At 56.8% G+C, this 21712-nt stretch carries 25 protein-coding genes and 1 pseudogene; 11 read left to right on the forward strand and 15 right to left on the reverse strand.

Annotated elements, in window-relative coordinates:
- Positions 1-236 precede the first annotated feature (236 nt).
- A complete protein-coding gene (locus tag M5B43_RS25585; protein WP_248752675.1) occupies positions 237-503 on the reverse strand; it encodes a DUF4404 family protein in 267 nt (88 codons plus the stop codon).
- 111 nt (positions 504-614) lie between these two features.
- Entirely contained in the window at positions 615-1223 is a 609-nt protein-coding gene (locus M5B43_RS25590; RefSeq protein WP_248752676.1) for an HAD family phosphatase, read from the reverse strand.
- 197 nt (positions 1224-1420) lie between these two features.
- Between M5B43_RS25590 and M5B43_RS25595 the strand changes: the two genes are divergently transcribed.
- The gene (locus M5B43_RS25595) at positions 1421-2110 is read left to right on the forward strand and encodes a VacJ family lipoprotein (protein ID WP_248752677.1); all 690 of its coding nucleotides are present in this window, start codon (positions 1421-1423) and stop codon (positions 2108-2110) included.
- 60 nt (positions 2111-2170) lie between these two features.
- On the opposite strand, the gene M5B43_RS25600 is transcribed toward M5B43_RS25595, so the two are convergent.
- Positions 2171-2467 carry a PilZ domain-containing protein gene (locus M5B43_RS25600; RefSeq protein WP_248752678.1) on the reverse strand — a complete coding sequence of 99 codons (297 nt, stop codon included), beginning with the start codon at positions 2465-2467 and terminating at the stop codon, positions 2171-2173.
- A 276-nt stretch (positions 2468-2743) separates the two neighbouring features.
- Between M5B43_RS25600 and rssB the strand changes: the two genes are divergently transcribed.
- Together rssB and rssC are read left to right on the forward strand one after the other, a co-directional pair.
- On the forward strand, positions 2744-3925 hold the full coding sequence (gene rssB, locus M5B43_RS25605) for a two-component system response regulator RssB (protein WP_159954928.1): 1182 nt from the start codon (positions 2744-2746) through the stop codon (positions 3923-3925).
- Positions 3925-4407, forward strand: coding sequence for an anti-sigma factor antagonist RssC (gene rssC, locus M5B43_RS25610; protein WP_003172602.1), 483 nt, complete (start codon positions 3925-3927; stop codon positions 4405-4407). The genes rssB and rssC overlap by 1 nt, the downstream gene beginning before the upstream one ends.
- Before the next feature lie 201 nt (positions 4408-4608).
- Here rssC and tal read toward each other — a convergent pair whose 3' ends face one another.
- On the reverse strand, positions 4609-5535 hold the full coding sequence (gene tal, locus M5B43_RS25615) for a transaldolase (protein WP_248752679.1): 927 nt from the start codon (positions 5533-5535) through the stop codon (positions 4609-4611).
- A gap of 412 nt (positions 5536-5947) precedes the next feature.
- Between tal and M5B43_RS25620 the strand changes: the two genes are divergently transcribed.
- On the forward strand, positions 5948-6694 hold the full coding sequence (locus M5B43_RS25620; RefSeq protein WP_248752680.1) for a hypothetical protein: 747 nt from the start codon (positions 5948-5950) through the stop codon (positions 6692-6694).
- Between the two features lie 201 nt (positions 6695-6895).
- On the opposite strand, the gene dusA is transcribed toward M5B43_RS25620, so the two are convergent.
- On the reverse strand, positions 6896-7882 hold the full coding sequence (gene dusA / locus M5B43_RS25625) for a tRNA dihydrouridine(20/20a) synthase DusA (protein WP_248752681.1): 987 nt from the start codon (positions 7880-7882) through the stop codon (positions 6896-6898).
- A 174-nt stretch (positions 7883-8056) separates the two neighbouring features.
- Here dusA and M5B43_RS25630 point away from each other — a divergent pair, with 174 nt between their 5' ends.
- Both M5B43_RS25630 and M5B43_RS25635 read left to right on the forward strand, forming a co-directional pair.
- On the forward strand, positions 8057-8332 hold the full coding sequence (locus tag M5B43_RS25630; RefSeq protein ID WP_028237683.1) for a BrnT family toxin: 276 nt from the start codon (positions 8057-8059) through the stop codon (positions 8330-8332).
- Positions 8310-8618 (forward strand): BrnA antitoxin family protein, encoded by a 309-nt coding sequence (locus M5B43_RS25635; protein ID WP_248752682.1) that lies wholly within the window; start codon positions 8310-8312, stop codon positions 8616-8618. Before M5B43_RS25630 ends, M5B43_RS25635 begins: the two co-directional genes overlap by 23 nt.
- Before the next feature lie 133 nt (positions 8619-8751).
- On the opposite strand, the pseudogene M5B43_RS25640 reads toward M5B43_RS25635, so the two are convergent.
- From M5B43_RS25640 to M5B43_RS25650, 3 genes and pseudogenes are all read right to left on the reverse strand, one after another.
- Positions 8752-8847 (reverse strand): annotated as a pseudogene (locus tag M5B43_RS25640) (type II toxin-antitoxin system RelE/ParE family toxin); the annotation flags it as partial.
- On the reverse strand, positions 8837-9079 hold the full coding sequence (locus M5B43_RS25645; RefSeq protein WP_248752683.1) for a CopG family transcriptional regulator: 243 nt from the start codon (positions 9077-9079) through the stop codon (positions 8837-8839). The gene M5B43_RS25645 and the pseudogene M5B43_RS25640, both read right to left, overlap by 11 nt.
- 180 nt (positions 9080-9259) lie before the next feature.
- Complete coding sequence (locus M5B43_RS25650; protein WP_248752684.1) at positions 9260-11101, reverse strand: hypothetical protein; 1842 nt, start codon at positions 11099-11101, stop codon at positions 9260-9262.
- A 191-nt stretch (positions 11102-11292) separates the two neighbouring features.
- On the opposite strand from M5B43_RS25650, the gene M5B43_RS25655 reads away from it, so the two are divergent.
- Both M5B43_RS25655 and M5B43_RS25660 read left to right on the forward strand, forming a co-directional pair.
- Positions 11293-11658: a DUF6124 family protein gene (locus M5B43_RS25655; RefSeq protein ID WP_248752685.1), complete on the forward strand. Its 366-nt coding sequence runs from the start codon at positions 11293-11295 to the stop codon at positions 11656-11658.
- 146 nt (positions 11659-11804) lie between these two features.
- Positions 11805-12023: a hypothetical protein gene (locus tag M5B43_RS25660; RefSeq protein WP_248752686.1), complete on the forward strand. Its 219-nt coding sequence runs from the start codon at positions 11805-11807 to the stop codon at positions 12021-12023.
- Between the two features lie 286 nt (positions 12024-12309).
- Here the strand turns inward: M5B43_RS25660 and M5B43_RS25665 are convergent, their stop codons facing one another.
- Complete coding sequence (locus tag M5B43_RS25665; RefSeq protein WP_248752687.1) at positions 12310-13497, reverse strand: MFS transporter; 1188 nt, start codon at positions 13495-13497, stop codon at positions 12310-12312.
- 482 nt (positions 13498-13979) lie between these two features.
- Between M5B43_RS25665 and mqo the strand changes: the two genes are divergently transcribed.
- Positions 13980-15626, forward strand: coding sequence for a malate dehydrogenase (quinone) (mqo, locus tag M5B43_RS25670; protein WP_248752688.1), 1647 nt, complete (start codon positions 13980-13982; stop codon positions 15624-15626).
- Between the two features lie 67 nt (positions 15627-15693).
- Here the strand turns inward: mqo and M5B43_RS25675 are convergent, their stop codons facing one another.
- Positions 15694-16425 carry an NAD(P)-binding domain-containing protein gene (locus M5B43_RS25675; RefSeq protein ID WP_283099617.1) on the reverse strand — a complete coding sequence of 244 codons (732 nt, stop codon included), beginning with the start codon at positions 16423-16425 and terminating at the stop codon, positions 15694-15696.
- 32 nt (positions 16426-16457) lie between these two features.
- Between M5B43_RS25675 and M5B43_RS25680 the strand changes: the two genes are divergently transcribed.
- Positions 16458-17354 carry a LysR family transcriptional regulator gene (locus M5B43_RS25680; protein WP_248752690.1) on the forward strand — a complete coding sequence of 299 codons (897 nt, stop codon included), beginning with the start codon at positions 16458-16460 and terminating at the stop codon, positions 17352-17354.
- 128 nt (positions 17355-17482) lie between these two features.
- On the forward strand, positions 17483-17812 hold the full coding sequence (locus tag M5B43_RS25685) for a hypothetical protein (protein ID WP_248752691.1): 330 nt from the start codon (positions 17483-17485) through the stop codon (positions 17810-17812).
- A gap of 7 nt (positions 17813-17819) precedes the next feature.
- Here M5B43_RS25685 and M5B43_RS25690 read toward each other — a convergent pair whose 3' ends face one another.
- The 5 genes from M5B43_RS25690 to M5B43_RS25710 all read right to left on the reverse strand — a co-directional run bounded on the left by M5B43_RS25690 (position 17820) and on the right by M5B43_RS25710 (position 21561).
- Positions 17820-18194, reverse strand: a complete 375-nt coding sequence (locus tag M5B43_RS25690) for a hypothetical protein (protein WP_177421605.1) — start codon at positions 18192-18194, stop codon at positions 17820-17822.
- Positions 18195-18264: 70 nt separating this feature from the next.
- A complete protein-coding gene (locus M5B43_RS25695) occupies positions 18265-18660 on the reverse strand; it encodes a type II toxin-antitoxin system VapC family toxin (protein ID WP_248752692.1) in 396 nt (131 codons plus the stop codon).
- A complete protein-coding gene (locus tag M5B43_RS25700) occupies positions 18657-18914 on the reverse strand; it encodes an AbrB/MazE/SpoVT family DNA-binding domain-containing protein (protein ID WP_248752693.1) in 258 nt (85 codons plus the stop codon). Before M5B43_RS25700 ends, M5B43_RS25695 begins: the two co-directional genes overlap by 4 nt.
- A 299-nt stretch (positions 18915-19213) precedes the next feature.
- A complete protein-coding gene (ppnN, locus tag M5B43_RS25705; protein WP_248752694.1) occupies positions 19214-20587 on the reverse strand; it encodes a nucleotide 5'-monophosphate nucleosidase PpnN in 1374 nt (457 codons plus the stop codon).
- Between the two features lie 149 nt (positions 20588-20736).
- Entirely contained in the window at positions 20737-21561 is an 825-nt protein-coding gene (locus tag M5B43_RS25710) for an aspartyl/asparaginyl beta-hydroxylase domain-containing protein (RefSeq protein ID WP_248752695.1), read from the reverse strand.
- Positions 21562-21712: the final 151 nt, after the last annotated feature.

A 21712-nucleotide genomic window follows, 5' to 3' on the forward strand; every position in this document is an offset into this window, starting at 1 on the left:
CTTTTTACGGTGCTGTGTCAGGACAATTGGGTGAACAGCCAGTACAAACTGCCTGCAATAGCAATCGCCGCCGGCAAGGCCAGCACCTTCAATAACAGACATACAGCAGATCCAAGTGTGGGAGGGGGCTTGCTCCCGATAGCGGTGGATCAGCCAATGTATTCGGCGACTGACACTCTGCAATCGGGAGCAAGCCCCCTCCCACATTTTGATTTTGTGTTCGGTTTGGGTTCGGGTTAGATCCCGATATTGCCCAAGGTGATCACGATATTGCGCAAGGTCCCGGCAATGCCTGGATGGTCCAGTTCAAAACCTTCCACCGCCCGGTTTACGTCGTCAGCAATGCTGGGCGTCTGGGTGGCAGGTTCCAGTTCGAGTTGCAATTCGAACCTGGCAATCAGCCCTTCCAGTGCTTCACGTTTCTCTTCCGACAGCGGCGGTTGCTGTTCCAGCTGCCCGCGCAGAATCTCGATCTGTTCTTCCAGCTTTTTGCGATCAGGCATGACGTTCTTTCCTTTTCTCGATAGTCACTGGCATAGACCGCGGCACGCCGGGAAAGGTCTACGAGCTGGCCTGTAGATTAATCCACTGGGGCCAACTGTGCATGATCTTGATCAGGGCTTCTCGCCTTTGAGCTGGCGCAGGCTGATATCGGCCAGGCAGGTGCCGAGCTCGCCGAGGTGGTCAATGACCGAGTGCACGCCCAGCCCGTACAGGGCCATGGTGGCCTTGCCGCGCTTGTACTCACGCTGTTGCTCGGTCAGTGCCTGCCATTGTTCGGGCGCCAGGCCGCACAACGAACCGCAGGAGGCCAGGCCGATCGTCCACAACCCGGCATTCAGGCCCGATTGCAGCAGGCGTGGTTCGCCGCTGACCAATACGCAGCCTTCCAAGCGTTCAATATTCAGCGCCATCAAGGCTTGCCAGCAGGCATGGGGGGCGGGCCAGCGGATAGATGACGGCGAGGTGGCCTTGATCCAGCTGGGCAGTACGGAGGCCAGCGGAGTGGTCACCGAGGCGGGCAGCTCATCCAGCCAGGCACAAGGGACACCTTGTTCCTTGAGGTTACGCAGGATGTGCAGCGCACCTGGCGTGGCTTGGGAGTCGGGGGAGGGTGAATCGGTGCGTGCCTGGGAACCAAAATCCACCAGGCAGCCACTCAGGCCAAACAGCACGGCAGTCAAGGAGGGGGCGCTGGCGACAGCAATTTCGGCGTGAGGCATTTCGACATCCCTGAAATAGCTGTGACGCTATCGGGGTAGGATGACAAGGGGATGACATCGACGGCTGATTGTAGGAATTTTGTGCATTTCCTACATGACATTTCCTTGTGATGTGCCTAAATCGACACTTCCGTCATATACTGACGATCTTATTCAGGGCATAGCGCCCATGACAGACTACTCAAGGAGCCAAAGCTATGCGCTGGAGCCACTACTTCGCTCAGCTATCTGTGTGTGCAACGATCTTGCTGGCCCCGTTCGCGGCTCAGGCTGCGTCGGAAGATGACCCATGGGAAAGCGTCAACCGCCCGATCTTCACCTTCAACGACACCGTTGACACCTATGCCCTCAAGCCATTGGCCCAGGGTTATCAGTTTGTGACGCCGCAATTTGTGCAGACGGGCATCCACAACTTCTTCCGCAACATCGGCGATGTCGGCAACTTTGCCAACGACGTGCTGCAACTCAAGCCGCACGCGGCCGGTGTCGACACCGCGCGTTTGCTGATGAACACCACCTTCGGCGTGCTGGGCTTCATTGATGTCGGCACCAAAATGGGGCTGCACCGCAACGATGAAGACTTCGGCCAGACCCTCGGCTACTGGGGTGTCGGCAGTGGTCCTTACGTGATGCTGCCGCTGCTGGGCCCAAGCACCTTGCGTGATGCGCCGTCCAAATACGTCGACAGCTACACCCAACCGTACCGCTACATGAACGACATCGGCTGGCGTAACAGCACCTTCGGCCTGAACATCGTTGATACCCGTGCCAGCCTGCTCGACAGTGAGAAGCTGATCACCGGCGACAAGTACACCTTCATTCGTAACGCCTACCTGCAGAACCGTGAGTTCAAGGTCAAGGACGGCAAGGTTGTCGACGACTTTTAAGTCGCGACGCTTGAATGAAAAAAGGCGACCCGCAGGGGGCGCCTTTTTTGTGCGCGCTGTTCAGCGCATTTTCAAGATCCGCAGGCCCAGGTGTTGCTCGTCGCCTGTGGCCTTGGTCCACACCACTTCGGTATCGGCCTCCAGGCCCTTGAGTGCGGGGTGCTCCGAGTCGATGCGCACGGTCAAGGGGTCACCCACGTTGAATTGGCGAGGTGCCTGCACCTGCATCCCGGAGCTGGAAAGGTCCAGGCAGACCCCGGCAATCTCTTGCCCGGCGTGGATCAAAGACACATCGGCATCCACTCGCATGCGGATGAAATCGCGTTTTTCAGCGTAGTCGCGCTCGTGTTCGCTCACAGCATCCATCCTTACTTTGTGTTGTGGTGATGGCCGTTCTTATAACTCCCGGTGATTTGCGGTGTAAAGACGCCCGGCGACCATCGGCATGAGCTTGAAACCCCTGACGGATGGGAGTACCGTCTGCGCCTTAGAAGGGCACCTCTGCTTTACCATTGTGCATGGGCTAAATCCCAATGCTTTGTAAGACAGAGAGGCTAGAAAGCGAATCCAGTACGTGAGCCCGGCCATTGTCGAGCCGCCTACGCCAACCTAATTCTGGCGCCGTTTGCCCACATGCAAAAAACCAGTGCCACGCTGCTGATAATCGATGACGACGAAGTAGTGCGCGCGAGCCTTGCGGCCTATTTGGAAGACAGTGGCTTCAGCGTCCTGCAGGCCAGTAATGGCCAACAGGGTCTCCAGGTATTCGAGCGCGACAAGCCCGACCTCGTGATCTGCGACCTGCGCATGCCCCAGATGGGCGGCCTCGAGCTGATCCGCCAGGTGACCGAGCTTGCCCCGCAGACGCCGGTGATTGTTGTGTCCGGCGCCGGGGTCATGAACGACGCCGTTGAGGCCCTGCGCCTGGGTGCCGCCGATTACCTGATCAAGCCCCTTGAAGACCTGGCGGTGCTGGAGCACTCGGTGCGCCGCGCGCTGGATCGTGCCCGCTTGCTGCTGGAAAACCAGCGCTACCGCGAAAAGCTCGAGACCGCCAACCGCGAACTCGAAGCCAGCCTCAACCTGCTCCAGGAAGACCAGAACGCCGGTCGCCAGGTGCAGATGAACATGCTGCCGGTCAGCCCCTGGACGATCGACGAATTCAAGTTCGCTCACCAGATCATCCCGTCGTTGTACCTGTCGGGTGATTTTGTCGACTACTTCCGCGTCGATGAGCGGCGTGTGGCGTTCTACCTGGCTGATGTCTCTGGCCATGGCGCTTCTTCTGCTTTTGTAACCGTGTTGTTGAAGTTCATGACCACACGGCTGTTGTTCGAATCCAAGCGCAATGGCACCTTGCCGGAGTTCACCCCCTCCGAGGTGCTGGGCCACATCAACCGAGGCTTGATCAGCTGCAAGCTGGGCAAGCACGTGACGATGGTCGGCGGCGTGATTGATGAAGAAACGGGTCTTTTGACCTACAGCATTGGCGGTCACCTGCCGATGCCAGTTCTATACACTCCTGACAGTGTGCGTTACCTGGAAGGGCGTGGTCTGCCGGTTGGCTTGTTTAATGAAGCCACTTACGAAGACCACATCCTGGAACTGCCGCCGACCTTCAGCCTGACGCTGATGTCCGACGGCATCCTGGACCTTCTTCCAGAGCCTACACTCAAAGAGAAAGAAGCCGCCTTGCCCCAAAAGGTCAAGTCGGCGGGCGGCAGCCTGGATGGCCTGCGGCAGGTTTTTGGATTGGCCACGCTAGGGGAGATGCCGGATGATATCGCCCTATTGGTGTTGAGCAGGAATCTTTGATGAGTACCGGAAGAATCCAATTCGCCGAGCAAGACGGGACCTTCGTCCTGAAGTTTGTCGGTGAAGTGCGCCTGACCTTGTGTTCGGCGCTGGATGCGACGATTGAGCGGATTTTCACAGCTTTGAATTTCTCGGCGATCGTGATCGATCTGACCGAAACCCGCAGCATCGATAGCACCACCCTGGGCCTTTTGGCCAAGTTGTCCATTCTGTCTCGGCAGAAGGTTGGCCTGTTGCCGACCGTCGTTACGACCCACGAAGACATCACCCGTCTGTTGCAGTCCATGGGTTTTGACCAGGTGTTCAACATCGTTGACCGCCCGATCCCGTGCCCGGAATGCCTGACCGACCTGCCGTCCCAGGACCAGTCCGAGGAAGTCGTGCGGGTCAAGGTGCTGGAAGCGCACAAGATCCTGATGGGCTTGAACGAGTCCAACCGCGAAGCCTTCCACGACCTCGTCAACGCCCTCGAGCGCCACTGACAGCTTCCCAGTCCAAACACATACCCATGTGGGAGGGGGCTTGCTCCCGATAGCGGTGTAACAGTCGGCACATATCCAACTGACAGACCGCAATCGGGAGCAAGCCCCCTCCCACAGTTGATCCATGACAGGCTTGAGACTGGCGCACACAAAAAAGGGCGGCACCCGCCAAGGTGCCGCCCTTTTTGCTGCTATCTGCCTTTACAGCTTGGCCGACAACAACGCCTCCAGCTTCTCCTGGTCCCGAGCAAACTGACGAATCCCCTCGGCCAGCTTCTCGGTCGCCATCGCATCCTCGTTGGACTCCCAACGGAACTGCGCTTCAGTCAAGTGCACCCGCGCCTCACCGGCATGCCCTGGCGCCAACTTGCGCTCCAGCTTGCCTTCATCGGCTGCCAGCTTCTCCAGCAGGTCCGGGCTGATGGTCAGGCGGTCACAGCCCGCCAGTTCCTCGATCTGGCTCAAGTTACGGAAGCTTGCACCCATCACCACCGTCTTGTAGCCATTGGCCTTGTAGTAGTTGTAGATACGCGTCACCGACTGCACACCCGGATCATCGGAGCCGGTGTAGTCGCTGCCGTTGGCCTTCTTGTACCAGTCGTAGATACGGCCCACGAACGGAGAAATCAGGAACACGCCCGCTTCGGCACAGGCCACGGCCTGGGCAAACGAGAACAGCAGCGTCAGGTTGGTCTGTATGCCTTCTTTTTCCAGCTTCTCCGCGGCGCGGATGCCTTCCCAGGTGGAGGCGATCTTGATCAGCACGCGGTCACGGCCAACGCCGGCTTTGTCGTACAGGTCGATCAGACGGTGCGCGCGCTTGAGAATGGCGGCTTCGTCGAACGACAGACGGGCATCCACCTCAGTGGAAATACGGCCCGGCACCACTTTAAGGATTTCCTGGCCGACCGCGACCGCAAAACGGTCACTGGCCAGGCCCACGTCACCGTTGCAGTCCTGTACACACTCATCCAGCAGCTTGGCATAGCCAGGGATCGATGCAGCCTTGAGCAGCAGGGAAGGGTTGGTGGTGGCGTCCTGCGGCTTGAGCTTGGCGAGGGTGGAAAAATCGCCGGTATCGGCTACGACGGTGGTGAATTGCTTGAGTTGTTCCAGCTTGGAAGTCATGGGCGTGCTCTGTCCTGTGGGTCTGATGACATTACCCGAGCGCTGGCAGGCGCTCAAGGGCGCAAATGCGTTAGGTCGTTTGCGAGGGCAATAACCTGGAAGCGACCGTTTGAATGACCGGCCGTGCTGCTAAATAGGAGGGCGAAATCGGCGGTAGGTTCAACCTGCGTGAGCGCGACCTGCGCCACCGACCTTAAGCTATTTGATAGAGGCTATTTCAATAGTTTGAAGTTGTGAAAACTTTAATTTCCTTACATTTACGTGTTGCTGTTCTCGCCTGTGCTATACCTGATTCGCAGACGCTGAATAGGCCGATAATACATCTGATGACTTAATTGTCCGCGGCGAAGCGTGTGTGCCTGTTCCTTGAAAAAATGTGGGTTCGTTAGTTTGAAAGCAAAGGAGAGATGTCATGAAACGGAATATATCAACGCTATTCGCTGCCCTGGGTTTTATATGTTCAACAACGGTGCTTGCCGATGTAACGGTACAGCAGGCACTCAGCGCCGGTTGTTACGATACTCAGGAGATGCGTGGCATCATTGACACCGCCAAGGCAGGTACACCCATGGGGAGCCGCACCCTGGAGAAGGAAAATGAACTGACCTCATCCTACGGAGGCAAGATCACCGACTCCCGAGTGACCGCGCCTGCCACCTGGGTGTACCGCGCCTATGAGAGCGCCGACACCAACAATTGGCACGTCCAGAAGCTCAAGGCCGGGGTGATCTACTCCAAGGCTCAGAACGACCTGGATAAATACCTCAAGACCGGCGGCACACCCGAAAAGTACTGGGCCATCGATGGGCCCGACTTGCACGCGCTGGGTTTTAACGGTGCCACCTACACGACCATGCGACTGCTCGCCTTACAGTCCAGCGACACGCCAAAAAGCCAGTTTGTGAGTTTTGCACTGGACTACGCTACCACCGGAACCTTTGGAGACGCAGTGTATGCACTTCAAGTGAACCCGAATTCACCCATACTGGGGTTGGTTAACTGCAAAACCCCAGGCGGTGAAGTTCAATTTCAAATTCTAGGTGGCACAACATTCAACACGCTTTACCGCAAAGTCAGAACCGAAAAAGATTGGAAAAGGTATAACCGAGACACCGACCAATGGGTAGTCGTGCCCAAAGGAACAGTGCCGGAAAACTAAGCAACATTGCCGCAAGGGCCGGCAGCTTATGCCGCGCCCTTGCACTTGCCCATGCCGGGTATTGGCTGATCACCTGCGCCAACAGCCTTACAGCCACCCCTACCTTGCTGACACCCATAAATCCAAAATGTGGGAGGGGGCTTGCTCCCGATAGCAATGTGTCAGGCAACACTAAACTAACTGACCCCCACAGCTATCCAATCACCGCCCCTCCAACAATTCCCCAGCCTGATCCAGCAACGCCAACGGATCCGCTGCCTTATGAATATCCACCGACAACAACTGCCTGAACTTACGCGCCCCCGGAAAACCAGTGCCCAACCCCAACACATGCCGCGTAATGTGATGCATCGTTCCACCACTGGCCAAATGCTCAGCAATATAAGGCCGCAACTGCACCAACGCCTCCGCCCGGCTAATCACCGGCGCTTCACTGCCAAACAACTGCTGATCCACCTCCGCCAGCAGATAAGGGTTGTGATAAGCCTCTCGCCCCAACATCACCCCATCAAACGTCTGCAAATGCTCATGGCACTGCTCCAACGTCTTGATCCCACCGTTAAGCACAAACTCCAACTCCGGGAAATCCCGCTTCAACTGCGCCGCCACGTCATAGCGCAACGGCGGAATGTCACGGTTCTCCTTGGGTGACAACCCCTCCAGAATTGCAATCCGCGCATGCACCGTAAAACTGGTACAGCCCGCATCCTTCACCGTCCCGACGAAATCACACAACTCGGCATAACTGTCCCGACCATTGATGCCGATACGGTGCTTCACCGTCACAGGGGTCGACACCGCATCGCGCATCGCTTTCACACAGTCCGCCACCAGGGCAGGGTGCGCCATGAGGATCGCGCCGATCATATTGTTCTGCACCCGGTCGCTGGGGCAGCCGACGTTCAGGTTCACTTCGTCGTAACCGGCGGCTTCGGCCATGCGGGCACAGGCGGCCAGATCAACTGGAACACTGCCGCCCAATTGCAGCGCCAGCGGGTGCTCGGCTTCGTTGTGGCGCAGGAAGCGGTCGTGGTCGCCATGGAGGATAGCGCCGGTGGTGACCATCTCGGTGTAGAGCAGGGCGTGTTTGGAGAGCAGGCGCAGGAAGTACCGGCAGTGGCGGTCCGTCCAGTCCATCATGGGGGCGACGGAGAAGCGACGGGAGAGTGGGGCGGTTTGTAGGGACATGGGGGATCTGAGTCAGCGAGGCGAATAGGGCGTAGTTTATCAGGGATGTTTGTCATGCACTTGGCGGGTTCTCAAGCCTAGCCAGTCAGCCTTCGGTGATAACCAGAGCACACGCTCGGTCAGGCTTTCGACTCGCACCTTGTGTTGATGATTTATTGTGGCTACGATAATCGCATGCAGATTACCTATGACCCAGCCAAAGACGCTCGTAACGTTGAAGAACGTGGACTCCCGTTTGCGTTAGTACGGGACTTTGAATGGTCTACGGCCTTGATCTTGGAAGATGATCGATTCGACTATGGCGAGTGTCGTTATCGGGCGATGGGATACATAGGGGATCGGCTGCATGTCGTAGTGTTCACCCCACGGGGGGACGCGGTCCACGTCATCAGCTTTCGTAAAGCCAACAAACGGGAGGTCAAAAATTATGACCAAGAAACCCAGTCCTGAGAAGGTCGATACAGCGAACCCGGAATGGTCGGCTGAGAACTTTGCTAAGGCCAAGCCAGCCAGCGAGGTGCTTGTGGGATTGTTTGGCAAAGCTCAGGCGAAGGAAATGCTCAAACCCAAGCGCGGGCGGCCAAAGTCGGTAGCCACTAAAGAGCACGTTAATGTTCGTTTTGATGCTGACGTGCTGGAGCGATTCAGAGCTTCTGGGCCGGGCTGGCAAACGCGAATGAATGCCGCCTTGGCTGATTGGCTTAAGACGCACACGCCGGATGAACTGAAGGCCTAAGGCAAAAAGCTGCGGATGACGCGGCTTTTTGCTGTCTTGTGATTAGCTTTTTCTCAGCGAGTGTATAAATAAATTTGTCCGTTTTTTGCTACCTTTCGGTGTTGTTTCAACAGGAATATTTCTTGAGTTGGAGCGAGAAGTCGTCAGCGGCTTTTGGGTCTTCGAGAGCGATATAGTTCGCTTCGTCTTCCAGATTTTTGAGTACTTTATCAAGCCACTTAACCCGCATTCCTGCTCCAGCGCCTAGCGCGCATGGCCGCCACTTGGTCACTAGTGGCGAATTTGCCTTCGTCTGCGTCTTTTACCGCCAGCTCGATCTGAGCGGTCAGCGTTTTTTCGTGCTCGATGTGGTCGCGAAGAACGTCCATCGCCAGGTAGCTCGCTGTTTGGCCATTGGTTTTGGCCAGGTCGGCGAGAGAGTTGGAGAGGTCTTCCGGCAGGTTTAGGGATATTCCCGTCATGGCGGCCTCGATGGTGGACGGTTGTGAGGCATCTTACACCGTGGAGCGTCGGGTTGAAGCAGCGGGCCGTCGCGAGGTGTGTCTGGGAGTGAGTCGTTTGCTTTTCCTTTGCCAACTCAAAACCTTATATCGTGGCGGATAAATAAATCTGCCCCTTTTGTGTTCATCCCGCCTGCGTGGCTATTGGCTCCTCCGTAATTTTGCGACTCTATTGACTTTTGATAGGATGGAGATATTTTTTTCGGATGGGCTATTTTTTAAAGTTTTTGAGCTTATTTGTTCAATGACTTTTTCTATGGCAGGTATTTTTTTTAGTATTTCGTCTTTTGCTAGGCCTCCTAGTTTTAAAATCGTTGATAGAAATGGTATTGCACAACCTGCGGTGTCAATGCCTAAGTCTAAGGCATGTTTTATCTTGTTTTTTCTTGAGAAAAAAGCGTCCATTTCTGAATTGTATTGATTGATTCTGAGTGCTCTATTTTCAGCGTTTAGTTGCGCTAGCTCTGAAAATAGAGAGTTCATCCCTTTTCGAATTCCAGCATGGGATATTTCTTTTTCGTACTCTTCGATAGAAATGTAGTCATTAGTTTGGAATATTGATATTAAGTCGAGTGTTGGGTTTCCTTGGGACTTGAGTGTTGTAATATCATTAAGGTCTTTCAAAGTTTCGTAAGTGCTATTTTTGTATAGGTTTAGCGTGTTTCCCATAAGAAGGGAATAAGGGTGGTCTGTGTAGCTGTTGTCTTCGAGGTAAAAGGGGAAGTAGGTGGCATCAAGCGCATGTGCTACATGAATTTTGTCACTGTGCACAAGGAATTCAAACTCTAATTTCTCCTTCAAACTACTAGGGAGTTGATGAGTTATGGTTTTGTTTACGCCATATCGTGCTATGCCCATTGGACCTGCTTCATTTAACTCTGAAAAGCTAGCTCGTAAAGCATATTTGGGCCAAAGTAAATAGTCAGCAATTAGTTTTGGATTTTGCCCTGTCGCTGTGGATAGCTCTGTTATGAGAGGGTGTAAATCACCTAGTGTGGGGTCGCTTAATATGTACGAGTTGTTGATGGAGACAATATCAATCGCACATAAAGCAGCTAATGCCCGTCTACTTATAACGGCATTCCGCTTTTCCTGATAGGCTTCGTTTAAAAAGCCGTAGTCCAGTCGATGTTCAGGTTGGATGTTTAGGATTTTTATTCTGTCTTGAGAAACTAAAAATAAAATTTCATTTTTTGAGATTTTTTGATCTCTTAAAAATGCACTCATGTTTTCTTTTAATGGAAGTACGCAGTACACAATGTCATAGAGTAATATTAAACTTCTCAGGTTGCAGTTTTTGAAAAGTGTATAGTTCACTAGGCATGAGGTTTTTTTGCTGTCAGTGAAATATAAGTCATCTTTTGTGAAGGAGCCGTTGTAGATGTTTTCAATGTTTTCAAACCACAGCTCTTCATCCCTTTCCAGAAATTCGCAGTTTATTCCCGCAGCTGCCGATGAGGGGCCGATAATGAAAACCTCGTCTGCATAACCCCGCTTTGATTCATTAGTTCCACCAGTTTTTATTTCATACTGCATTACGGTTTTTAAAAGATTAAGTTTGTTTTTGAATTGTGTTATCTGTTCTTCTTGTGGGTTGCCCATTAATGTGATTGTTATTTTGTTTTTAGGGAAGTCTGTCTCGAAGGAACTGATTTTTAGTTTTGGGAATGTGCATAGGAGATGGTTGTGGAATTGATCTGTTGTGAACGGTAATCCTTCAAAATTTGACGGGATTGTTTTGTCATCAATCGGGGCGAGCTTTTTTTCAAAGTATTCTGGAGTTTCCCAAATTAGTTTTACTGGGGTGGTGATAAAGCGAATCTTGTTATCGAAATTTTCCTCAATTTCTTCTTTGTTTTCAATGTATTGATGGACTTCTATTAGGAAACTATTTGTTTTTGTTTTGTATATGGAAGTTGTGAGCGTGGGGTACATTGTTCGTAGGTTGAGATCTATTCTTCTACACCATCCTTCATAGTCCATATGCATATTTTCCTTTAATTGACATCATTGAGATGAAAGCAAGCTTCTCTGAATAATCCTACATGCTATCGGGATTGCGTTGCTTCATCCACCCCGCTAATCTCCTCAAGCCGCTGCAAACCCAGCGGCCGGAGGTGGAAGTCCGAACTGCTAAGGCGTTTTAACTCCCGTAAATATTTGGAGCTACGCCCATGCACAACAACACACGCAGTTCTTCAATGGATCAAAGCGCATCGCCCGTCGATCCCAAGCTTCAAGCCGCAGCCCAGCGCGCAATCAACCATCACTTGCCCCCATCCCACGACGCCGCCCCCGTCGAACGCCCAATCGACGACCTATTCCTCGTAAACCCAACGATCGCCCCCGAAACCCTCCTGGCTAACGCCGCCGAAAACCTCGCATCCGCCAACGAAATGGCCGCCACTTTGGCGTTCGACCTCGACGACTCCAAACGCGCCATCGCCCTGGGCATTCAGCAGTTAATCGAGTTGAGCTCGCTGTTGGTTGATCGAGCCCAGGAGCAAGTTGCGCCTGTAACCGCCCCAGTCAAAGCCTGACAACCAACCCTGCCGCCTTACATCAAGGCGGCAACCTGAACTCATGCTATCCCCCAGCAAAGTTTCATAATTCCCTGTGCCGTTGAGGTCTACGATTCCCTGCACGAGAGGACTCCCACGCCTCCAGCCCACAGGGAACTGAAACCATGATCTCGAACCTCGTCAAAGTTGTGATGATCACCGGCACGTTGATGTTGAGTGCTTGTTCATCTTCTCCAGCCGTGAGCAGTGACCCGTGCTTTTCAGGCGGATGCCAGGCGTTTGGGGACCACAGCCCCGGCAAAGCCGCCAGGATGAATGTTGGTGGCAGTGGGCTGGGGAGTAGTTATGGGGAGTATGGGGCGGGGTTGTTGCATGATGATTGAGGGGGGGGGGGGGAGGCAGGCAGTGGTGTGTTGACTGACCCATTGCTATCGGGAGCAAGCCCCCTCCCACAGTTTGATCTTCAGTGGTCAGGCGTTTGGCGACTATAGCCCCGGCAAAGCTGCCAAGATGAATTTTGGTGGCCGCGGGCGGGGAGTATGGGGCGGAGTTGTTGCATGATGATTGAAGGGGGTGGTGGGTCAGTCACTGGTGTGTTGACTGGCCCATTGCTATCGGGGGCAAGCCCCCTCCCACAGTGGATCTATGATCGGCGCAAAACTTGTGGTGTTAGTGGCCGCCTTTCATACGCCGCGCGATCAGGTAGAGGCCCAGGCCGACCAGGGCTGTTGCGGCGCCGATGTAGCCGGTGCTGGTCCAGCCGAGGCCGGCAGTGATGGCCATGCCGCCAAACCACGGCCCCAGCGCATTCGCCAGGTTAAACGCCGCATGGTTCGACGCTGCCGCCAAGCTTGGCGCTTCGTGAGCGATGTCCATTAGGCGAATCTGCAACGGCGCCGCCAACGCGACCATAGTGCCCACCAACCCCATGCTCAGCAGCACGCCCCATAGCGACGAGGCGGCGAAGGGGAAGAACAGCAGCACGGCCATCGACCACACCAGGATCAAACCCACCGCCCTAAATTGCATGCGATCGAACAGCTTGCCACCGGCAATGTTGCCGATGATGCCGCCCACGCCAAACGCGGCAAGGCCGAAGGGAATCCACTGCGGTGACACCTGGGTCACTTCCAGCATGGTCGGCGCCAGGTAGCTGAATACGCAGAACATCCCGGCAAAACCAATTGCGCCGATGGACAGGGCCATCCATACCTGGGGTTTGGTGAAGGCGCGCAGTTCTTTGCGCGGGTCGCTGCGTTGTTCGTCGTGGCGGTGGGGCACGAATTGCCAGACCAGGGCGATGGTGAGCAGGGCGATCACGCTGACCAGCGCGAACGCCGAGCGCCAGCCCAGGTGTTGCCCTAGGAAGGTGGCGATGGGGTTGCCGAGCAGCATGGCCAGGGTCAGGCCCATCATCACGCGGGCCACGGCACCGGCGCGTTTGTCGGTGGGCACCATGCTGGAGGCGACCACGGCGGCGATGCCGAAGTAGGCGCCGTGGGGCAGGCCGCTGATGAAGCGGAAAGCTACCAGCGAGCTGAAGGTCGGTGTGAAGGCGGTGGCGAAGTTGCCCAGGGCATACAGGCCCATCAGCAACAGCAGCATGTGTTTGCGCAGTAGCTTGGCGCCGAGGATGGCCAGCAGCGGAGCACCGACCATCACGCCCAGGGCGTAGGCGCTGATGGCGTGGCCGACCTGGGGTTCGCTTAAACCCAGGTTCTGCGCGATGTCGGGCATCAGGCCCATGATGGCGAACTCGCCGGTGCCGATTGCGAAGGCGCCCACGGCCATGGCCGCTTCCATTTTGGCGGCGCTGCGCGCGGGCAGTACGAGCCCGGGTGTTTGCTGGATAGTCATGGGTCACTCTGTTGGGGTGGCGTGCACGAAGGACAGTCGCCGATGCTACGCAGGCCGCGACGAAAGTGTCTAGAACCGCCTTTTCCGTCACAGTTCCAGGCCTGTGACCGCAAGTCGCGCCTGCCAGGCTTGACACAGGGGCGTTAAAACCCGCGATTTAGGGCTGTCAATTGGCCAAACGGCGCATAAACGCCGTTCAGCGTGATATTCTGCGCGCCGTCTTGGTCTAGTCTTTCCCTGGTGCGTACACCCGTATACGTCCCAGCGGTTGGCTGTCGCCCAGGTAGCTGAAGCCAATAATGATAAGAAGTCAGCGCAGAAGGGACATAAAAGTGAGGTCGATACGTCGGCCTTGTGTGCCCACCCTGCGGTCCTTAAGTGAATGTGCAAACCCCGCAGTGCGTTGCCTGGCGCAGTGTGGTTGAGGGTTGCCCATGATCAGGGGCGGTAGGGCGGATGGCGTTTTATCATAGGTGCTACTGATGTTTAAAAAAGTAAACACTGCCCTGCTGGGGCTGGCTTTGTCGATGGGGATCGCGTCCGCTCAGGCGCAAGAGGCAAAGAAAGTCGATGTGCTGCTGATCGGCGGCGGCATCATGAGTGCAACCCTGGGTGTATGGCTCAATGAGCTGCAGCCGGATTGGTCGATGGAGATGGTCGAGCGCCTCGATGGCGTGGCCGAAGAAAGCTCCAATGGCTGGAACAACGCCGGTACCGGTCACTCGGCCCTGGCTGAGTTGAACTACACCCCGGAAGACAAGAACGGCAACGTTGAGATCCCGAAAGCGGTCGAGATCAACGAAGCGTTCCAGATCTCGCGTCAGTTCTGGTCCTGGCAGGTCCAGCAGGGCGTGCTGAAGAACCCTCGCTCGTTCATCAACTCCACACCGCACATGAGCTTTGTGTGGGGCGATGACAACATCAAGTTCCTGAAGAAGCGCTACGAAGCCCTGCAAGCGAGCCCGCTGTTTGCCGGCATGCAGTACTCCGAAGACCCGGCGCAGATCGCCAAATGGGTTCCGCTGATGATGGAAGGGCGTGACCCGAACCAGAAAATCGCGGCCACCTGGACCCCGATCGGCACCGACGTTAACTTCGGCGAAATCACCCGCCAGTTCGTTGCTCACCTGCAAACCACGCCGAAGTTCGACCTGAAACTGTCGAGCGAAGTGCAGGACATCACCAAGAACGCCGACGGTTCGTGGCGTGTGAGTTACAAAAACCTGAAAGACGGCACCCAGTCCGATACCGACGCCAAGTTCGTGTTCATCGGCGCGGGCGGCGGTGCCCTGCACCTGCTGCAAAAGTCGGGCATTCCTGAAGCCAAGGAATACGCGGGCTTCCCAGTGGGCGGTTCGTTCCTGGTAACCGAAAACCCAACCGTTGCCGAGCAACACTTGGCCAAGGCCTACGGCAAGGCTTCGGTTGGCTCGCCACCGATGTCGGTTCCGCACCTGGACACCCGCGTGCTGGACGGCAAGCGCGTGATCCTGTTTGGCCCATTCGCGACCTTCTCCACCAAGTTCCTGAAAGAAGGCTCGTACCTGGACCTGCTGACCAGCACCACCACTCACAACATCTGGCCAATGACCAAAGTGGGTATTCGTGAATACCCACTGGTCGAGTACCTCGCCGGCCAACTGATGCTGTCGGATGACGACCGCTTCAAGGCGCTGCAAGAGTACTTCCCGAACGCCAAGAAAGAAGACTGGCGCCTGTGGCAAGCCGGTCAGCGTGTGCAGATCATCAAGCGTGACGAAGAGCAGGGCGGCGTCCTGAAACTCGGTACCGAAGTGGTCAGTTCCGCCGACAACACCATCGCGGGCCTGTTGGGTGCATCGCCAGGCGCATCCACTGCGGCGCCGATCATGCTGACCGTGCTGCAAAAGGTGTTCAAGGACAAGGTTGCGACCCCTGAGTGGCAAGCCAAACTGCACCAGATCGTACCGAGCTACGGCACCAAGCTGAACGACAGTCCTGAAGCGGTTGCCAAGGAATGGGCGTACACCGCCGGTGTCCTGCAACTGACCCCACCGCCTGCGATTCCGCAACTGGCCGCTCCAAAGACCACCGAGGCTGCCAAGCCTGCGGCTGAGCCAAGCAAGCCTGCGTCTGACCTGGCGCTGTAAGCCAAGTCCTGATGTAAACAGCCCGCTGAACCGGTGACGGTCAGCGGGTTTTTTTGTACACGGGCGTTTATCGGCGGGTCCGTTCGACAGCAGGCAGTTCAACCGTACGCTCGGCCTTGGCCAGCGCGGCCCTCAGGCCCGCCTGATCCAGCGGGATGCAGTACGCGGGTTTGCCCCGTTCAAAGCGCCAACTGTCATCCAGCCCGCCAGCATCCACGGCATCGAACCCGAGTTCGTCGAGCAAGCTGATCACCTGCGCCTTGGCTGCCGCATCGTCCGCTGCCACCGGCAGGGCGCGGCGGTCCGCTGCACCGTGGGGGCGAGCGTCCTGGGTCAGGTCGGGGGCAAATATCGCGTTAAACACCTTCACCACATGCGCATGCGGCAGGTGCTCGGCAAGCAGCCGGCTGGTGGTGGTTTCAAAGCGGTCCAGCGCCGGAATATGCCCGTCACGGTTCGGGTAGTAGTTATTGGCGTCCATCACCACCTTGCCCGCCAGCCATTGCGCCGGGATGCTGCGGTAGTGCTCCAGGGGGATAGCCACCAGCACCACATCGCCAAATCTGGCGGCATCGTCCGCACTGCCCACCTGCACACCCAAGATGCCGCTGAGCACGCTGCTCATGGTCTGGGGGCCACGGGAGTTGCTCAACATCACCTCATGCCCGGCCGCCAGTGCCAATTCGGCCACGGCCCGCCCGATAAAGCCTGCGCCTATTACACCAATCTTCATGTCCTTGCTCCTGTGAACGGGGGAGCGGTTATGATGATTAGCAACCAAATCTCGATAAATAAGCATTTTGGTGTCGATGTTGTTACTGGGAGTGGGGAATGATGGACCGTCTTTCAAGCATGCATGCCTTTGTCATGGCCGCTGAGTCGGGCTCCTACGCACGTGCAGCCGAGCGTTTGAACATGTCGCCGCAGATGGTGGCCAAGCATGTCGCCGCGCTTGAGCAGCGTCTGGGTGCGCGCCTGCTTAACCGCACCACACGCCGGCAAAGCTTGACGGAGCTGGGCAGTGCGTACTACGAGCGTTGCAAGCATATCCTCACGGAAGCCGACGCCGCCGACTCGCTCGCGCAGATCATGAACGACACGCCGCGCGGCAAGCTGAGGATCACCGCCCCGGTAACTTTTGGCTCCTATAGCCTGATGCCTCTGATCACGGCGTTCCTGCGCGATCATCCAGACGTGGAAATCGACCTGCACCTGACAGACCGCTTCGTCGATCTGGTGGAGGAAGGTTATGAGGTGGCCTTTCGTATCGGCCCGCTGGCCACGAACAGCCTCACGGCGAGGCCCTTGGCACCTTATCGCCTGGTGGCCTGCGCGGCACCGGCTTACCTCTCGGCACGCGGCACACCGCTGATACCGGCAGACCTTGAGCAGCATGAATGCCTGGGCTACGCCTTCTGGGCCCGCCCTGCCGATCGGGAATGGGTGTTCCACCAAGGTGCGGCCACTTATCGAGTGGCAGTTTCCAGCCGTTTGCAGATCAACGAAAGCAGGGCCTTGATGTCGGCCGCGCTGGATGGATTTGGCATTGTCCTGGGGGCTGAGGATTTCTTGCGTACGGCGCTGGCTAGGGGGGAATTGGTGCGCGTACTGCCGGCCTTCGACGCACCGAGTCGCCCGATGCACCTCGTCTACACCGCAAACCGGCAGCGCACGGCCAAGCTGCGGCGCTTTGTCGAAGCTGTGTTACAGCGTTTTGGCCAGGCTTAAGGCGCCCGCCGTTCAGCCCGCCGACAGACACTACCTGTTAAAAAGAACTCAGAGCCAAGCAGGAGCGAGGCTGCAGGAAGGGGGAATTTTCAGCGTGTTTGTTGGGCGATAACGCCCGAGGGTTTTGTATGTTGCTACGTTATGCAGCTTTGGCGGCAGTGGTCGTCGCGGCGTCCGGGTGTGTGCAAGAGCGCGTGGTGCATGAACGCGGACCGGTACAACGTGAGTATGTCGAGGTCGTCGCGCCGCAACCGCCACCGGTGCAAGTGATCGAGGTCGAGCCGGCAGCACGTTACGGCTATGTCTGGTCGCGCGGTTACTGGCGTTGGCAGGGCGGGCGATACGTGGCGGTGCAGGGTCACTGGGAGCCGGTGCGCGAAGGTTACCGTTATGTGCATCCGCACTGGGTGCAACGTAATGACGGTTACCACTGGCAGGGTGGCGGCTGGGTTCGCTAAGCCTTGGCTAGCTCGGCTTCTGGGTGCCTAGAAGCCGAACCTCCCGCAGCAATGCGGCGCCGAGCTGGTCGGTGCCCAACTCCCTATAGCCCACGGCCTTGATCTCGCCGTTTTCTTCCGCCTGGATGATGATCACCGGCGTTTCCTTGCCGGTGGCCTCGTCGACGTGCAAGGCGTACTGCGGGATATCCAGCTTGATCGGCGTACCCGCCGCCTTGCCTTTCACGTTGATCAGGAAGGCCGCGCAGCCCGTATCGACATCTACGCTGGTGGCAGAGCGGCCGCTGACGAAGCAGGTTTGCGGCAGATCGGGCCAGGTGATGGTGTCGGCGATGGCCAGTGCAGGGGCCACGCTCAAGATTGCGAAAAGCAGCTTGCGCACGTGAATGTTTCTCTTGATCAGGTCTGAACGCGGTTTTACCAAAGACTGGTCGCCACCGCAACGCGATGGCTCAGCTCAGGCATTTCATCCCGGCTGCCTTGGCTGCATCCAGATCAAATGTCGCGGTGTATTCACACCCTGCCGAATGGGCGCAGCGCTCGATCAGGCAGTCGGCAAAATCGGCCTTGCTCGCCGTGAACCGCCGCAGTGCCTGCCAAACGATTTCCGCCTGTTCGATGATCAATTCGCGGGTGCGCAGCAGCGTCTCCAAAACCGTCACCAATTCGCTTTTGGCGCATTGGTAGCAGCTTTGTAAGACCCACACCAATTCCACCACTGATACCAGGCTGACAAAGCCTGGCGAAAGCGTGGTGAGCGATTCGATCAGCTCGCACGCCTTGGGGGATTGCACGGGATCATCCTGGGTGACGTAGCGCACCAACACATTGGTATCCAGGCCGATCATCCGGCTTTTGCTCCTTGCGTGGCGATGGCGCGGTCCATTTCTTCGATCGAGACAGCCCTGGCAGGTTTACGGACCAGGCCCTTGAGGTCGTGTACGGTTTTGCTGGCGGCAATGATGGAAAACCTGCCGTCTTCCATCTCGACAAACTCTACGCGGTCTCCGGTTTCCAGGCCCAAGGCTGTTCTGACCTGGACCGGAATAGTGATTTGCCCTTTTGAGGTCAGTGTGGCGGTTGCCATATTGAATATCTCCATCGTTATGCTCCTTACATTAGGGTAAGGAATTATGGAGGACAAGATCCGTTGGTCCATAGGCGCTCTTCTGGTGCGAGTTGATCGGGACAGTTAAAAAACGATAGTCCGGTTTATCCCGTCGACACGCCAGAAAACGCCTGCAAAGAGATACAGCATATGACCGACCGCCTGTTCCCACGTGGGCATTGCGCCTGGAGCCACGGCCGGGGTGCGCTAACTGGCGTACCCTGGCCCGTGGGTGGAAATCAATAATGTGACGGTGCTGCGCGGATTACTCAGCCACCTTTACTGAGCCATCTTTATTGAACGACGCGATAACACGGAACATACGCCGCGCCGCCCGGCAGCTTCATGCGGTGCTGGGCAACGAATGCCTTCAACAGCTCATCCAGCGGTTTCATGATGGCCGGGTCACCGTGGATCTCGTACGGGCCATTCTGTTCGATCAGGCGGATGCCTTTGTCCTTCACGTTGCCCGCCACGATCCCGGAAAACGCGCGGCGCAGGTTGGCGGCGAGTTCATGGGGCGCCAGCGCGTGGCTCAGTTGCAGGCTGGCCATGTTTTCGTGGGTCGGGTCGAACGGGCGCTGGAAGCCTTCGTCGATCTTCAGCAGCCAGTTGAAGTGGAAGGCGTCGTTGCGCTCGCGACGGAACTGTTTCACCGCCTTGAGCCCGGCGGTCATCTGGCGAGCGACTTCGGCCGGGTTGTCGATGATGATCTGGTAGTGTTTCTGTGCCGCTTCGCCCAGGGTGGCGCCGACGAACGCGTGCAGTTGTTCCAGGTAAGGCGCTGCCTGTTTCGGCCCGGTGAGGATGACCGGGAACGGCACATCGCGGTTGTCCGGGTGCATCAGGATGCCCAGCAGGTACAGGAACTCTTCGGCCGTGCCTGCGCCGCCCGGGAAGATGATGATGCCGTGGCCGACGCGCACGAAGGCTTCCAGGCGTTTTTCGATGTCTGGCAGGATCACCAGCTCATTGACGATCGGGTTGGGGGCTTCGGCGGCAATGATCCCCGGCTCGGTCAGGCCCAGGTAGCGACCATTGGTGATGCGTTGCTTGGCGTGGGAAATGGTCGCGCCTTTCATCGGACCTTTCATCACGCCGGGGCCGCAGCCGGTGCACACATCGAGGCTGCGCAGGCCCAGTTCGTGGCCGACTTTCTTGGTGTATTTATATTCTTCGGTGTTGATGGAGTGACCACCCCAGCACACCACGATTTTTGGCTCGACGCCTGCGCGCAAGGTGCGGGCGTTGCGCAGCAGGTGGAACACGTAGTCGGTGATGCCTTGGGAGTTGCTCAGGTCAATGCGCTGGCTGTCCAGCTCGTTCTCGGTGTAGACGATGTCGCGCAGGGCGCTGAACAGCATTTCCCGGGTACTGGCGATCATTTCGCCATCGACGAAGGCATCGGCCGGGGCGTTGAGCAGTTCCAGGCGTACGCCACGGTCTTGCTGGTGAATACGCACTTCAAAGTCTTTGTAGGCGTCGAGGATGGTCTTGGCGTTGTCGATATGCGCGCCGGTGTTGAGGATGGCCAGGGCGCACTGGCGAAACAGGGTGTAGATGCTGCCGGTGCCGGCTTCGCTCAGTTGCTGGACTTCGCGTTGGGACAGGGTTTCCAGGCTACCTTTGGGGCTGACGGAGGCGTTGATGACTTGACGTTGGGGCATTCTGATTCCTTGAAAGCACAGCCATCGTACCCGTCAAGGGCGGCGATGGCTGGAGAATGGTGAGCGCCGAACTCGGTCGCACGAGACGGTTAGTTTGGCAGGCACGGGGCCATGCGCAAACACCGTCCAGCACCATCATGCCGCAGAACTTACTGAATCAGCTTCCAGTTTTTGTAGAAAACCCGACGCAGGGTAAAGACCAGGCCGGCAAAGCCAGAGATCACGGCGTTGAGCACCGACGGCAACGGGGTCGGCCGCACGATATCAATGAACAGGCAGTAGCGTTTGGCGTCGTTCTTGTTGAAGGAGGCATGCATCAACGTGTCATCGAAGATGAACAACGGGTCGTCGTGCCAGTAGTGCTTGTGCTTGCCCACCTGGATGTAGACACCCTCGTGGTGCGGGGCCGGTGCCATGTTGTAGAGCACGCGGAACATCATGCGCAGGGGGCCGAAGTGGAAGGACGTCGAGCGGTTCTCGTTGAACACCGAGACACCGATGGTCTTCACGAAGGGCAGTTTCTTGCGCAGTTGCGGGATGTCCAACGTGGTTTCGATCGGGCGGCCGTACCACTGGAAAAACAGCATGCCGCGCTTCTTCTCGGCCATGCGCTCGTCCAGGTAGCCGATGATTTCATCCTTGTGGGCCATGGCATCGTCGATCACCTGTTGCAGGTCTTCGCGCCAGTCGGGCGGCAGATCGCGCATGGTGTAGACATGGCGGTTGCGGCTGCTCAGCAGGTCGAACAAGGTGTTGAAGGGGGCCAATATCCAGGTGTTGCGACCGTTTCCGATGAAGTATTTCTTGATGGTGTCGCGGTCGTACAGGCCGTTGCGCAGGAAATCATAAAGGCCGCAAAACACCACCAGCAGCAGAAACACCAGGCTGGTGCGTGGAAAGCAGTAAATGAACAGCAAGACGCCGAGCACCCAGGCGACTGAGACCAGCTTTTTTTGAACAGCACTCTTACTCATGAAACGTGGCTCCAGACCTGAAACAAAGCGAAACATTGTGCCCATGATAGGGGTTTATGGCGGTGTCGGGCGGTTTAAATATTGCGAATTTGTGAAAGCCCGGCACAATTTTTCACGCGTTGCCCTGCGCCATCCGCTGTTTTGTGGATTG

This window comes from Pseudomonas sp. MWU15-20650 (assembly GCF_023242475.1).
In the GTDB taxonomy this organism is placed as follows: domain Bacteria; phylum Pseudomonadota; class Gammaproteobacteria; order Pseudomonadales; family Pseudomonadaceae; genus Aquipseudomonas.